This window comes from Streptomyces sp. NPDC001781, from assembly GCF_053596035.1.
Genome location: NZ_JBSFFI010000010.1, coordinates 54,974 through 69,287, shown reverse-complemented (window position 1 = coordinate 69,287; position 14,314 = coordinate 54,974). Strand labels below are relative to the sequence as shown.

The 14,314-nt window shown below is 71.2% G+C and carries 11 protein-coding genes and 1 pseudogene; 3 read left to right on the top strand and 9 right to left on the bottom strand.

Translation table 11 applies throughout. The features are described from left to right. The first annotated feature begins 180 nt into the window (after positions 1-180). On the top strand, positions 181-1,632 hold the full coding sequence (locus tag ACWCV3_RS12145; RefSeq protein ID WP_451222145.1) for a cytosine permease: 1,452 nt from the start codon (positions 181-183) through the stop codon (positions 1,630-1,632). Between the two features lie 542 nt (positions 1,633-2,174). Here the strand turns inward: ACWCV3_RS12145 and ACWCV3_RS12140 are convergent. From ACWCV3_RS12140 to ACWCV3_RS12125, 4 genes are all read right to left on the bottom strand, one after another. Continuing rightward, on the bottom strand, positions 2,175-3,593 hold the full coding sequence (locus ACWCV3_RS12140) for a sugar porter family MFS transporter (RefSeq protein WP_451222143.1): 1,419 nt from the start codon (positions 3,591-3,593) through the stop codon (positions 2,175-2,177). Between the two features lie 227 nt (positions 3,594-3,820). Beyond that, complete coding sequence (gene smc / locus ACWCV3_RS12135; protein ID WP_451222141.1) at positions 3,821-7,384, bottom strand: chromosome segregation protein SMC; 3,564 nt, start codon at positions 7,382-7,384, stop codon at positions 3,821-3,823. A gap of 221 nt (positions 7,385-7,605) precedes the next feature. Further along, complete coding sequence (locus ACWCV3_RS12130) at positions 7,606-7,809, bottom strand: hypothetical protein (RefSeq protein WP_030808525.1); 204 nt, start codon at positions 7,807-7,809, stop codon at positions 7,606-7,608. Positions 7,810-8,190: 381 nt separating this feature from the next. Next, entirely contained in the window at positions 8,191-8,472 is a 282-nt protein-coding gene (locus ACWCV3_RS12125) for an acylphosphatase (protein ID WP_381096670.1), read from the bottom strand. A gap of 179 nt (positions 8,473-8,651) precedes the next feature. Here ACWCV3_RS12125 and ACWCV3_RS12120 point away from each other — a divergent pair, with 179 nt between their 5' ends. Beyond that, positions 8,652-9,686, top strand: coding sequence for a CAP domain-containing protein (locus ACWCV3_RS12120; RefSeq protein ID WP_451222138.1), 1,035 nt, complete (start codon positions 8,652-8,654; stop codon positions 9,684-9,686). A 20-nt stretch (positions 9,687-9,706) separates the two neighbouring features. Here ACWCV3_RS12120 and ACWCV3_RS12115 read toward each other — a convergent pair. The 5 genes and pseudogenes from ACWCV3_RS12115 to ACWCV3_RS12095 form a co-directional block, all read right to left on the bottom strand. Continuing rightward, a pseudogene (locus tag ACWCV3_RS12115) lies at positions 9,707-10,948 on the bottom strand (tyrosine-type recombinase/integrase). After that, positions 10,948-11,142, bottom strand: a complete 195-nt coding sequence (locus ACWCV3_RS12110) for a helix-turn-helix transcriptional regulator (RefSeq protein ID WP_350753578.1) — start codon at positions 11,140-11,142, stop codon at positions 10,948-10,950. Before ACWCV3_RS12110 ends, ACWCV3_RS12115 begins: the two are co-directional and overlap by 1 nt. Next, positions 11,139-12,527 carry a replication initiator protein RepSA gene (gene repSA / locus ACWCV3_RS12105; protein ID WP_451222387.1) on the bottom strand — a complete coding sequence of 463 codons (1,389 nt, stop codon included), beginning with the start codon at positions 12,525-12,527 and terminating at the stop codon, positions 11,139-11,141. The genes ACWCV3_RS12110 and repSA overlap by 4 nt, the downstream gene beginning before the upstream one ends. Before the next feature lie 26 nt (positions 12,528-12,553). Beyond that, positions 12,554-12,754: a hypothetical protein gene (locus ACWCV3_RS12100; RefSeq protein WP_451222136.1), complete on the bottom strand. Its 201-nt coding sequence runs from the start codon at positions 12,752-12,754 to the stop codon at positions 12,554-12,556. A gap of 2 nt (positions 12,755-12,756) precedes the next feature. Continuing rightward, positions 12,757-13,011, bottom strand: a complete 255-nt coding sequence (locus ACWCV3_RS12095; protein WP_451222134.1) for a hypothetical protein — start codon at positions 13,009-13,011, stop codon at positions 12,757-12,759. 188 nt (positions 13,012-13,199) lie between these two features. Here ACWCV3_RS12095 and ACWCV3_RS12090 point away from each other — a divergent pair, with 188 nt between their 5' ends. Continuing rightward, entirely contained in the window at positions 13,200-13,937 is a 738-nt protein-coding gene (locus ACWCV3_RS12090) for a GntR family transcriptional regulator (protein WP_451222132.1), read from the top strand. The last annotated feature ends 377 nt before the right edge of the window (positions 13,938-14,314 follow it).

Sequence of the window (14,314 nt, the reverse complement as noted above, 5' to 3'; positions counted from 1 at the left end):
AACCCGACCAGTATCGGCCATGGGGTATCCGGCGAAAGGGCTTCCACGCTCCCGGCATTTCCCCCGGGAGACAAATGCCACAGGGGCGCTGGAGTCACACTAAACTACGATGACTTCCGGCTCCGCTCCGCGCGTCGAGCCCGTCGTCCTCGTCCCCCACCGCTAGGACACTCCCCCTCCATGAGCAAGACGGCCGCGCGCGAGGGCGCGCTCGAAACCCGCGGCATCGAGCCGGTCCCCGATCACGAACGCACCGCGCGCACCCGCGGGCTCTTCCCCACCTGGGTGGGGGCCAACATCAGCGTGCTGCTGCTCACGATGGGCGCGAGCCTGGTCGTGGCCTACCACCTGAACTTCTGGCAGGCCCTGGTGGTCGCGGCCGTCGCGCCCGTCGTGTCCTACGGACTGGTCGGGCTGGTCGGGATCGCGGGCAAGCGGGGTGCCGCGCCCGGGATGGCGCTCTCCCGGGCGGTGTTCGGCCAGCGCGGCAACCTGCTGCCCGGCTCGCTGATCTGGGTCGCGCGCTGGGGCTGGGAGACGATCAACGCGGTGACCGGTGCCTACGCGCTCCTCACCATCCTGGACCTCGCGCTGGGTATCGAGGCCAACGGCGTGCTGGACATGGTCACCCTGCTGCTCTTCGTGATCGCCACGTTCGTGATCTCCGGGCTGGGGATCAGCGCGGTGCAGAAGTGCAGCAGGTACGCGACGTACCTCTTCGGCGTCTTCTCGGTGCTGGTGCTGGCCTACCTGGCCGTGCACACCGACTGGTCGCGCGTGATGCACAAGGGCGCGGGGTCGACGGCTTCGCTGATCACCGCGGTCGGCATGATCGCCGCGGGCGGGGTGAGCTGGATTCCGTCCGCGCCGGACTTCACCCGCTACCTGCCGCGTACGGCCTCCTCGCGGGCCGTCGTCGGACAGACCGTGGGCGGTGCCGGCGTCGTCGTGCTGCCGATGGTCCTCATGGGAGCGGTGATGGCGGTGGGCACCCCCGACCTGGCCTCTGCCTCCGACCCGGTGTCCTTCCTCGGCACGATCCTGCCGCTGTGGATCGCCGTCCCGTACCTGCTGATCGCGGTGGTCGGCATGCTGCTGATCAACTCGATGTCGATGTACTCGGCCGGGTTCACCGCGCAGACCCTCGGGTTCCGGATTCCGCGTCACTGGGCGGTCTCCGTCAACGCGGTGATCTCGCTGGCGCTGGGCGGTGTCCTGATGCTGGTGGCGTCCAGCTTCATGGGCTCCTTCATCGCCTTCCTGTCCATGCTCGCGGTCGCCTTCTCCGCCTGGACCGGCGTCTTCGGCGCGGACATGCTCCGCCGTGCGGAGTACGACGCCCGCGCCCTGGCCGACACGACCCCCACCAGCGCCTACTGGTACCGCGCGGGCTTCTCCCCCGCCGCGGTCGCCTCCTGGGCCGCCGGCCTGGTCTGCGGCCTCCTCTTCACCACGTCGGACTGGTTCACCGGCCCGCTGGCGGACAACAACCCCGTCGGCGAGTACGGCCTGGGCTGGATCGCGGCGATCGTCATCTCCGCCGCCCTCTACTCGGCCCTCCCGAAGCCGCCGGTCCCCTCGCCGGACCCCGTCCCGGCTCCGGCCGAGGCCCGGATCCCGGCCACCGTCTGAGTCCACCCGAAAGGCCCCCTCCACGGAGGGGGCCTTCGGCTTGTGCGGTGAGAGAGCCCCCTCGGCGTTGCCGCCCCGGGGGCCGGCTCCGGGGACCGAGGCGGACCTCTGCCCGCCCTGTGAGCCGCCCCCGAGAGCCGACGTCCATGGGCTCTGGGGCGCCCGGAGGCCGCAGGCCGGACACCAGGGCGTTCTGTCCGCGCCGGGGACGCCGGGGTGCGGGCAGCGACGGGCGTGATTCCCGCACCGGGTACAGCCCCCGGGCTTCCAGCCGATGGGCCGCCCCACCCGGAGCGGGACGCGCCACCCGGGGCACTCCCACGCGATGCCGCGCCCACCGCCCCGGCAGCCGCCCGCGCGCCAGGCGCGAGCGCCGGTGAGGCGGTGCGACCCGCGCCGCCTCACGAACCCGACGCGCACCGCACCGCCACCCTCACGACAACACCGCCCCCACCCCCGGCAGTGGCCGGGGTGGGGGCGGTGGAGGTGCGAGGGGAGGGGCAGCGGGGACTTGGCCCCTCTCCTCGGGTACGGGGGGCCGGTCAGCCCATCTCCTCCAGGGTCTTGCCCTTCGTCTCCTTGACGAACTTCAGGACGAACGGGATGGAGAGCGCGGCGAAGACCGTGTAGATCACGTAGGTACCGGAGAGGTTCCACTCGGCCAGCGACGGGAAGCTCGCGGTGATGGCCCAGTTCGCGATCCACTGCGCGGACGCGGCGACACCGAGCGCGGCTGCGCGGATCCGGTTCGGGAACATCTCGCCGAGGAAGACCCAGACCACGACGCCCCAGGAGAGCGCGAAGAAGAGGACGAAGACGTGCGCGGCGACGAGCGCGACCCAGCCCTGCGTCGCGGGCAGCTTGCCGTCGACGAGGTCGTAGGAGAACGCCCAGGCCTCCAGCGCGAGACCGACGACCATGCCGACCGAGCCGATGAGGGCCAGCGGCTTACGCCCGATCCGGTCCACGAAGATCATGGCGATCACGGTGCCGATGATGTTGATGATCGACGTCGTGAAGGAGTACAGGAAGGAGTCCGTCGGGTCGACACCGACCGACTGCCACAGCGTGGAGGAGTAGTAGAACGCGACGTTGATGCCGACGAACTGCTGGAAGACCGAGAGGCCGATACCGATCCAGACGATCGGCTTGAAGAAGAAGCTGCCGCCGAGCAGGTCCTTGAAGGACGACTTGTGCTCGGACTTCATCGCGTGCTCGATCTCGTTGACCCGCGCGTCGAGGTCGACGCCCTTGCCCTCGACCTCGGCCAGGATCTCGCGGGCGCGCTCACGCTTGCCGACGGAGAGCAGGAAGCGCGGGGACTCGGGGATCGCGAAGGAGAGCAGGCCGTAGAGGACGGCCGGGATCACCATGACGCCCAGCATGACCTGCCAGACCTCGAGGCCCATCAGCTTGCCGCGCTGGTCGCCGCCGGCGGCGTTGAGCAGGCCCCAGTTGACGAGCTGGGAGACCGCGATGCCGATGACGATCGCGGCCTGCTGGAAGGAGCCGAGCCGGCCGCGGTACGCCGGCGGGGCGACCTCGGCGATGTAGGCCGGGCCGATGACCGAGGCCATACCGATGGCGAAACCGCCGATGATGCGCCAGAAGGCGAGGTCCCACAGCGCGAACGGAAGGGCGGAGCCCACCGCGCTGATGGTGAAGAGCACGGAGGCGATCTGCATGCAGCGGATACGGCCGATCCGGTCGGCTATGCGACCGGCGGTGGCCGCGCCGACGGCGCAACCGATCAGCGCGATGGCGATGACCTGGGCGAGGGCGGCCGAGCCCACGTCGTAACGGTCACGGATGGCCTCGACGGCGCCGTTGATCACGGAGCTGTCGTAGCCGAACAGGAAACCGCCCATCGCGGCCGCGGCCGCGATGAAGATGACGTGCCCGAGATGTTCGGGGTGAGCCGTCCCGGCTCCTGGCTGGGGTGCCTGCGCTGTGCTGGTCACGTGTAACTCCTCGGGCCACGGCAACGCTGCCGGGTGGGGGCGAGCCCTTCCAGGGTTCCAGTGGCGCACGACTTGGCGCCACTTACACCTGAAGGTAAAAGCAACGTTGCAGAGACTATGCCTTCAAGTTTCGAAGTCAATACCTGGATGGCTGTGATTTATGAGATACGCCTGCGTCGATGTTGTTCAAGAAGTAAACGCACGCGTATTTGATCTTGAACGGCCGGCTAGCGCAGCCGCTGCGAGATGACCTTCGACACACCGTCACCCTGCATCGAGACGCCGTACAGCGCGTCGGCCACCTCCATGGTGCGCTTCTGGTGCGTGATCACGACGAGCTGCGAGCTCTCCTGCAGCTCCCGCATGATCCCGATCAGCCGCTGGAGGTTTGTGTCGTCCAGGGCCGCCTCGACCTCGTCCATGACGTAGAACGGGCTGGGACGGGCCTTGAAGATCGCCACCAGCATGGCGACGGCCGTCAGCGACCGCTCTCCGCCGGACAGCAGGCTCAGCCGCTTCACCTTCTTCCCCGGTGGCCGCGCCTCCACGTCCACGCCCGTGGCCAGCATGTCGTCCGGGTCGGTCAGCACCAGCCGCCCCTCCCCGCCGGGAAAGAGCCGGGAGAAGACGCCCTCGAACTCGCGGGCGGTGTCCCGGAAGGCCTCGGTGAAGACCTGCTCGACCCGTTCATCGACCTCCTTCACCACCCGCAGCAGATCCGCCCGCGTCTTCTTCAGGTCCTCCAGTTGCTCACTGAGGAACTTGTGCCGCTCTTCGAGCGCCGCAAACTCCTCCAGCGCCAGCGGATTGACCTTGCCGAGCTGCTGATGGGCCCGCTCGGCCGCCTTCAGCCGCCGCTCCTGCTCCGCCCGGTGGAAGGGACGCGGCTGGTTGCGGGGGTGATCGGGGTCCTCCGGCAGTTCCTCGCCGTCCACCGGGAGCGAGGGCGGCACCGGCTGGAGGGGGCCGTACTCCGCGACGAGCCCCTCCGGCTCGACTCCGAGCTCGTCCAGCGCCCTGGCCTCCAACTGCTCGATCCGCAGCCGCTTCTCGGCGCCCAGCACTTCGCCCCGGTGCACCGAGTCCGTCAACTTGTCCAGTTCCGCCTTGAGTTCACGTCCCGTACCGCGCGCGTCGGCCAGTTCCCGCTCGCGTACGGTCTTCGCGGCCTCGGCGGCCTCGCGCTCGCTCCGGGAGCGGGCGAGGGAGACCTCGATGTGGGCCAGGAGTTGCCCGGCACCCTCCGCGACCGCCCCGGCGACCGCCGCCTCGTGGCGCAGTCGGGCCCGCCGCCGCTCCGCACGGGCGCGTGCCTCGCGCTCCGCGCGGGCCGCCCGGTCCAGCGAGTCGGCCCGCCCGGCGAGCCCCTTGACCCGCTCCTCGTGCGTACGGACCTGGAGGCGCGCCTCCATCTCGGTCTGCCGCGCGTTGGCCCCGTCGGCGGAGAGCCGGTCGCGTACCGAGGTGTCGGGCTCCTCCTCCGCCGGCATCTCCTCGGCGACGGCCAGGCGCTCGGCCAGTTCCTCCGCCTCGGCGACGGCGCGCTCGAGCGCCTCCTCGGCCCGCGCGGTGGCGGCGGCCGACCGCTCGGCCTCCCCCGCGGCCCCGCGTGCCTGGCCGGCGAGCCGTCCGAGTCGCTGCGCGACGTTCGACTTCTCCCGCTCGGCGGCCCGCCGCCGCTCCCCCAGCTCCTCCGCCTCCGCCGCGGCCCCGGCCCGCGTCCCGGCCGCCTGCTCCTGCGCCCGCGCCAGCTCCTCGCACCGCACGGCGAGCTCCGTCAGCTCACCGGCCGCCTCGTCCACGGCCGCCTGCACCTCCAGCAGACTGGGCGCCCCGGCCGAACCCCCGTGCGCGAAGTGCGCCCCGAGCAGATCCCCCTCGGCGGTCACCGCGACCAGCTCGGGCCGCGCGTACACCACCGCCTCCGCCTCCTCCAGGCTTCCCACCACGACGACCGCCCGCAACAGCCGCCGCACGGCCGGCATCAGCTCGACGGGTCCCCGCACGAGGTCGGCGGCGAAGGGGTGCCCGCCGGGGACGGGGGCGGAAGCATGCCCTTCCTCCGGCTCCGAACCTGCTGCCACCAGCAGCGACGCCCGCCCCGCCGCTTCCTTGTGGAGATGGCGGATCGCCTCGGCGGCCGCGGCGGGAGTCGTGACGGCGAGGGCGTCGGCGGAGGTGGCCAGGGCGGCGGCGAGGGCGGTTTCGTGACCCGGGGTGACGGTGAGGAGTCCGGCGGCCGGCCCGAGAATGCCGGTGAGACGGTCGCGTGCGGCCAGCAGGGCGCCGGTGCCGTCCTTGCGGCGCAGGCCCAGCGCGAGGGCGTCGTGCCGGGCCTGCAGCGCGGCCCGTTCGCGTTCGGCGCCGGTGACGGCGTCACGGGCGGCGCCGAACGCGGCCTCCGCCCTGGCGAGCCGGAGCCTGGCGGCCTCGTGCCGTTCCGCGAGGTCGGCGTCGTCCGCGTCGAGCCCGTCGACCTCGGCCTTGAGGGCCTCGTACTCCTCCTGGGCGTGGACCGCGCGGTCGCGGGCCTCGTCTCGGCCGGCGGCGAGACGGTCGATCTCGGCCCGGGCGGAGGCGGCGCGGGAGCGGGCGGTGCCGACCTGGCCGGACAGCCGGGCGAGGCCCTCGCGGCGGTCGGCGAGGGCCCGCGCGACGTCCTTGAGGCGCCGCTCCTCGGCGGTGAGCGCGCGTTCGAGTTCGGCGCGGTGGGCCACGGTGTCGTCGAGGGCGTGCCGGGCCGCCTCCAGGCCGGCTTCCAGCTCGGCCTCCTGCCCGCGGACGCGGGCGGCCTCGCGCTCCAGGTCCTCGGGGTCACGGCCGTGCCGCTCCTCGGGGGGCGCGGAGGTGGCGCTGCGGACGCGGGCCTCGGCGAGGGAGACGGTGCCGCGTACCCGCTCGGCCAGCTGGGACAGCTCGTGGAAGGTCTGCTGGGCGCGCTGGAGCCTGGGTGCGAGCCGGCGTACCTCGTCCTCCAGGCGGGCCTCGCGCTGGAGGGCCTGGCGCAGTTCGCGTTCGGCCGTGTCCTTGCGTTCCTTCAGCGCGGCCTCGTCGGCGATCTCGGCGCCGAGTGCCTGGCGGAGCCGCACGAGGTCGTCCGCGAGGAGGCGGAGGCGGGCGTCGCGCAGGTCGGCCTGGATGACGGCGGCGCGGCGGGCGACGGCGGCCTGCCGGCCGAGCGGCTTGAGCTGGCGGCGGAGTTCGTCGGTCAGGTCCTGCACGCGCGCGAGGTTGGCCTTCATCGCGTCCAGCTTCCGCAGCGCCTTCTCCTTGCGCTTGCGGTGCTTGAGGACGCCCGCGGCCTCCTCGATGAAGGCGCGCCGGCCCATGGGGTCGGCGTGCAGTACGGAGTCGAGCCGTCCTTGGCCGACGATGACGTGCATCTCGCGGCCGATACCGGAGTCGGAGAGCAGTTCCTGGACGTCCAGCAGACGGCAGGTGTCTCCGTTGATCTGGTACTCGCTGCCGCCGTTGCGGAACATGGTCCGCGTGATGGTGACCTCGGCGTACTCGATGGGCAGCGCACGGTCGGAGTTGTCGATGGTGAGGGACACCTCGGCGCGGCCCAGCGGCGGACGGCCGGTGGTGCCGGCGAAGATGACGTCCTCCATCTTGCCGCCGCGCAGCGACTTGGCGCCCTGCTCGCCCATGACCCAGCTCAGCGCGTCCACCACGTTGGACTTGCCCGAGCCGTTCGGGCCGACGACGCACGTGATGCCCGGCTCGAAGCGGAGCGTGGTCGCGGAGGCGAACGACTTGAAGCCGCGGAGGGTCAGGGCCTTGAGATGCACGCATCCGGACTTTACCGGGCAGGCGGTATCTCACCCCGTGAACACTCGCAACCCCACGGTTTCGCCCAAGTGCGCGCAGGGCACACCACTTGTTGAAGCGCCTGAAAGGATGCGCGGGGGAATGAACGGAGGGACGCCGAGGCGTCCCTGTGGACTCGGACAGGCGGGCTCGGCCGTCCGGGTCTGCTTGTAGCGGCTGCTGCCGTGGAGCGATGCAGCGATCAGGTGAGCGCAGGCTCCGCCTGGTGTGCGTCGATGCTCTCCATGATCCTGTCCTGAGAAGCGGCAGCCGTCAGCGCGTCGTTCTCGGACTGGATCCGAGTCAGCTCGGATTCCAGATCCTGTACGCGCTGCTGGAGCCGTCGCATCTCGGCGAGGAGTCGCGGGTCGGAGCCGCCGACGTAACCGAGAAGCGCCTTTGCCATGATGGATGGTCCTCCACACTGAGTGACCGACCGAAGCGGTTGGGTCGTGAGGGATTCGCACCCGGCATGCCTGACACACGCTGGTGTTGCACTGCCGTTCGCCATGCCAAACAGCCAAGATGCGCGGGGCTTTCAGCGTCTCACCAAAAAGTTTGACGGTCAACACGATCACACCCCGTATTGGGGGGCGAACCCGCGGCGCGCGGCCGGTGGACGGCGGCGCTGCTGCTTGTACGGGGCCCTCGGGGCGTCACGGTCAGCTGTACCTCGGGAGCCTGCCACGTGGAGCCGTTCTTGGCAACCACCAGCCTCTTTCCCCTCCGGAGACCCCCGCGCGGGCCCCTCCCGGAGGGGGTCCGGAGGGGCCCCGGCGAGGACGGGTCACCGGATGGCGAACCCGTCGTATCCGCCGCGGGGTGTGTCCCAGATCTCGGTGACACCGTCGACCCGTCCGGGCGTGTCGGCGCCCTGGAGCCAGTCGAGCAGCCCTTCGCAGCCGTCGCGGGGACCCTCGGCGACCACCTGGACCCGTCCGTCGGCCAGATTGAGAGCAAAACCACTCAGCCCGCCGATCTCCAGCGCCCTGGCACGCGTGAACCAGCGGAAACCCACTCCCTGGACCCGTCCGCGCACCCAGGCCACCAGCCGTACTTCCTCACTCATGGCTGCAACCTAACCGCCCGGTGTCCCGTGGGGCACACCCTGTCCCAGTGGCATGCGGTACCGTCCCGGTCCAATGACTCTCATCTGAAACTCACCTGAACGAGTGAGTGGGATCGGCCGGGGGGAATCCGCCGTGACCCGGCGTCGGCCGACCGCGAGAACGAGGAATGGGGCAGGGCATGGGACGCCATCGACGATCCGGCACCACGATCACGGAGCCGGAGTCGTACGAAGCCAGGGGCGACGCGTCTTACCAGCGGCCGCAGGCGTACGCGGCGACCGCGGCCCGCAGCACGGACTACCTGTACGCCACCGACGACGAGCGCCGGGCCCTGGAGGCCGACTTCGCCGCGACGGTCGGCTCGAAGCAGCGAGGCCACCGGCGCGCCAAGAAGGCCGCCACCCCGGTGCGTACGGGCCTGCTGGGCGTCTCCGCCGCCGTCGCCCTCGGCACGGCGGCCGTCGCCACCGGCGCGGTGCCCGGTCTGCAGAACTACCGGCTGGGCGGTGGTACCGGCAGCGGCCCCGGCGAGACCGTGCAGGCGGTGGGCGCCCCCGGCAACGCGGCCAGTGAGCAGGGTGGCGCCTCGGGCAGCGCGGACGCGCCGAGCACCCCGGGGTCCCCGGCCACCGGCGCCCCGCAGAGCACGACCCCGGCGTCCCCGGCCCCGTCCGCCCCGCCGGCCTCCGCCTCGCGGGCCCCGGCGCCGAAGCCGGCCCCCTCCGAGCCGGCCGCCGACCCCGAGCCGGACCGGAAGCCGGGCAAGCCGCGGACCAAGTCCCCGGCTCCCGAGCCGAAGGCCCCCAGGACCTCCGCGCCGGTCGCCGTGTCGGCACGGGCGGCCGCCGAGGCGGAGGTGCTGCGGCTGGTCAACGTCGAGCGGGCGAAGGTGGGTTGCACTCCGGTCGCGGCGAACTCGGCACTCACCGGACTCGCCGAGGCGTTCAGCGGCGACATGGCCGCGCGCGGCTTCTTCGACCACACCGACCCCGACGGTGCCACTCCCTGGGACCGCGCCGCCAAGGCGGGCATAACGGGCCTCGGCGGCGAGAACATAGCCCGCGGCCAGTCCGACGCGGCCGCCGTCATGGATGCCTGGATGAAGAGCCCCGGCCACCGGGCCAACATCCTCAACTGCGACTTCAAGACCCTCGGCGTAGGCGTCCACACGGCCCCCGGCGGCCCTTGGTGGACCCAGGACTTCGGCTACTGAGAAAGCCGCAGGTCAGACGCCTAAGCACCGTCCTGGGCCGTCTCCGGGCCGTCATCCTCCAGTTCCGCGTCAGCGAACATGCGGTCCACGGCGGCCCGAGTCCGGCTACCGCTCGACGGCATGAGATGCGTGTACGTCCGCAGCGTGAAGCCGGGATCGTGGTGGCCCAGGTACTCGCTCAGAGCCTTGATGCTCTCGCCCGCGTCCAGGAGCACCGAGGCGTAGAAGTGCCGCAGCGCGTGCATTCCGTTGTCCCGGCCCGGCTCCACACCCGAGGCCCGAAGCGCCGGCCGCCAGACTCGATCGTTGAAGCGGTTCCGGTCCAGCGCGAGCCCGGCGGTCCCCGTGAAGATCAGCGAGGCCGTGACGGGCGGCCCGTCGAGGTTCTTCCAGGGCAGCGTGATCCGCTGGGCCGGGTGGCTCTTGAGATGACGTGCCAGCGCGAACGCCACCGACTCCGGCAGGGGAACGTCCCGCTCCTTGCCACCCTTGGGCGGAGCGAACACCGGTCGGCACAGCCGCAGTAACTTGACCTGCCGGACGACGTGCAGCACCCCGCCGAGGAAGTCCACGTCCTCCACGGCCAGGCCGAAGATCTCCCCTTGTCGCAGACCGCACCCGGCAGCCAGGTTGACCATTGCCCGATAGCGATCCGGCAGCGCGGCCCGGACGTTCTTGACCTGTTCGGCAGGCCACGGCCTGACCTTGCGCGGCTCCAGCCTGGGTGCTTGCACCGAGCGGGCACTACACGGGTTCACCCGGATGACCCTGTCCTCGACAGCAGCGGTGAACACCGTCGAGACGTGAGCGAAGATCCCGCGCCGGTACCCGGCCGACAGGCCCCGGTCTTCCAACGTCCGCAGCCAAGCCCGGAGGTGCGACGGGGTGAACTAGCCCATCGGCCGCGTGCCCAGGTACGGAATCGCGTGCAGCCGTAGCCGACTCTCGACGGACTCACGGGTCAGCGGGTCCGTGATCTGCGTCGTCATCCACTCCGTGGCGTATTGCTCGAAGGTGACCTTCCCAGCGTCCGGGGCAACGTAGTCGCCGCGCGACATATCGGCCTCGATGTTGGCGAGCCACTGTTCCGCCTTGCGCTTCTGCTTGTCGGGGAAGCTCTTGGACTTCTCGGTGCCGTCCGGGCCGATGTAGCGGGCGCGGTAGCGCAAACCGACGCCGTGGCGGTCGGTCTTGATGCGGACGGGCTTGCCGGTCGGGCCGGGCTCGGTCTTGTACCAGCGGTCTTGGATGTGTCCGGCCATCAGGCGGCCCCTTCCATCAGGGACTCGACCCAGGCGCGCACGTCTTCGGGGTCGAAGCGGAGGTGTCGGCCGACGCGGAAGCCACGCGGCCCGGTGCCCTTGCGGCGCCACTGGTAGACGGTCTCGACGCTGGGCAGGCGGAGCAGGACCACGAGGTCTTCCGGGGTCAGGTACTGGGCGGGCAGGCGGCTCATGCGCACACCTCCCAGTCGTCCAGGTCGGCCAGCGCTTCCCGCGCGGTCTCCCGGTTGACCCGGATCTCCTTGGCGATCGATGCGGCGAGCCAGGACTCACCGGGGGTGTGTCCCTGCCCGGCGTACGTCCAGTGGGCAAGCACCAGCGTGGAGCCCTCCGAGTCGTCGAGGTCCTCGGAGAGCCCGCGCTCGCGGCGTTCCTGCCGGGCCCGGTAGTCGGCCCGCACCTGGCGCAGGGCGCCCAAGGTGGTTGAGAAGCTGCGGGACTTGGTGGAGAAGTGCCCGCGGAAGCCGAGCATGTGAGCCCACCGCGCCAGCAGCCGGTCCGGGTAGGCGTCGTCCAGGTCCCAGCAGGCTTCGATCAGGTGGCGGGTGTGGTCGGGCAGCGGCAACCGGTCCAGCTCGGAGAGCTCTCCGATCCGGTGATCCACCGTGCCAGTCGTCTCGGCTGCCTTGGTGGCGTACTTGGCGACGTAGGAGGCCACGGCCTGTTCGGTCAGTTCCTCGCGGCCCAGGGCGCCGATGGCCTGCACGTCCACCTGAGTCCCCCACCGCAGCACACGCGCCGGGTGTTCACCGGAGGCCGGGACGGGGACGGAGACGCGGGCGGCGGCGGCCCGGATCGCGTCGTCCAGGAGAGCGATGCTGGCCCAGGCCGGCGGGGCGCTGTCCGGGCCGTCCGGCCCGTCGAGACGGATCACCGCGTGGAAGTGGACCGCACCACGCTTCTGGAACTCGGCCACCTTCCCGAACGACACCCGGCACACCTCGGTGAGCGCAGCCTGGGTGAGCCCGGCACGGGCGGCGATCTCCCGGCGCAGGTAGATCGTGAACCGGCGCCACAGGTCGCCCGCGTGGTTGTTGAAGAGGACCGCGCCCGCGTAGTCGTAGCGGCCCGGATCGAGCGCCGTACCCAAGGCGGGATCGTCCTCGGCGTGGGAGCTCCCGCAGCGGCAGCGCCCGGAGTCCGGCCGGTTGTGGACCGGGCCGAACGACGGGGCGGTGAGGGTGGCGAACACGCGCGGGTGCTCGCGGACGACCGGGGAGACGCCCTTGAGCGGGTCGCCGGTGATCCCGGCGCGGATCAGGTGGTAGGTGTCCCCTGCGTACGTCCATGCGCAGGCCGGGCAGCGCGAGGCGCGCCGGTTGCCGCAGGCGACCCGTAACGTCCCACCCGGTTCATCCGCCGTGGAGTAGGAGTAGAGGACTTCGCCGGTCGCGCGGTCGCGGGTGGTGGTCTGGCCCATGAGCCGGATCGGGTGCGCGCAGCCACCCGTGCGCCGGACCTGTTCCTGCCAGCGGTCAAAGCCGGGGGCGTTGGCCACCCGCAGCAGATCCGCCAGGGTGAGGGAGTCGGTGCCCAGGGAGGCCGCGACACCGGCCACGGCCGCCGGGGGGACAGGGAACACCGTCACGCGGCCACCTCCGCCGACTCCGGTTCAGGGCCGGTCAGCGCGCCGAACGTCTTGTCGGCCGGGCAGATCAGGTCACCGTCGTGGGTGAGGATGCGCAGGCCGTCGATGGGGACCCATGTCCACTGGGGGGCACGCTTGCCGCAGCCGGGGCAGGCGGAGGGGCGCTCCATCAGGTCCAGGCAGGAGAAGAGTTCCACGATCAGACCTCCACCGTTCCCGTGCCGACGCAGACGGGGCACCAGATGTCGAAGCCGGTCGTGTCGTAGCCGGACCCGGCGCACTCGGCGCAGGCTCCCCAGGTGCGGTTGGCGTACTCACTCGCGCACTCGGCCGGGACGGGGCAGCGGCGCTCACCACAGACCGGGCAACCCCGGCCCCCACGCACCAGACGAACCGGCGCCTCAGCCGAGCCGACCGACGAGGCGGCAGGCGCGATCACCACAGAAGCAGGCATGATGGGGCTTCCCTTCGAGGGAGCCAGGGGCGGCGGTTCTTCTTGGCGGTTGAGCGCCGTCCCTGGGCACATGACGTAGTACGTGCCGGATCCCACCTGTTGGAGCGTGGGGCACAGCTCTATAGTGTTTTAGAGCACCCTCCGCGTCAAGGAGGTGTTCTAAAGTGCTCTAGAAGGGAGCTGTTCGCATGACTGGGGACTCGCCCGCCCTGCCGCCGTACCGGCGCATCGCGGCGCAGATCAAGGACCGGATCGAGCGCGGCGAGTTGCAGCCCGGTGACCGCATCCCGTCCGTCCGCGAGATCGTGCGCGATGACGGTGTCTCCGTGGCCACGGCTACGCGAGTCGCGTCCGTTCTGCGGGCAGAGGGATACGCAGAGACCATCCCAGGGATTGGAACGGTGGCGCGTATGCCCAGCAAGCTCACGACCGGACCCGACCGACTTCAGTTGCAGCGGACCACGGGCAGCGGCTTCCGGCCCGGCGAACGGGTGGAGATCATCAGCGCTGGGATCGTCCCCGCTGACTCCGAGGTGGCCGACGCCCTGGATGTCGAGGAAGGCGCATCGGTGGTTCAGCGCCGACGCCGATACCTCGATGAGGATGGTGTGATCGCCCTGTCCACGTCGTGGCTTCCGGGCGAGCTTGCCGAGGCCGCACCTGAACTGATCGTCACTGGCCCGCTGCCGAAGATGACGTTCGGCCTGATCGAGGACCGGACGGGCCGACGCGCGGTCAAGCGACGCGACTCGGTGTCGATCGAGGAGCTTCCGGAGGACGTGGCGCCGTTGCTGGAGCTGGCTCCCGGCACGCCCGTGCTGAGCATGGCCAATCACTACTGGGACCAGAACGGCCAGATCACCGAGTACGCGCGGGACTACATGGGGCCCGGTCGCGTGCTCGCCGCAGAGTACGACCTCCAGTAAGCCACTCGAAGCCTGACCCGCCTGGCAGCCCCCGAGTTACGGGTTTCTCTACCTCATCAAGCCCCGGCTGCGCTCCGCTCCGCCGGGCGCGCTCCCGGCTCCGCTGCGGGCGCCGCTCCTGCCTTCGGCCCGCTCCGCCCGCGCTGCGCCGACGCGCGCCCTGGTGAGGGTCGGCCGGCGGCATGAGGTCAGAACACGTCGTGGCTGGGGCGGTCGGCTCCACGGCTTTAGGCAGCCACTTTGGCGCGAGCCTCGAAGATCATGGCCCCAACGTCGTGCTTTAGCGGGCAGGTCCACAGACTGCCCGACGCGCCGGAAGCTTACGGGGCCATGATCACTCGCGCCAAAGCAGCTCCAGCCCAAAGCCGCTCCACCGA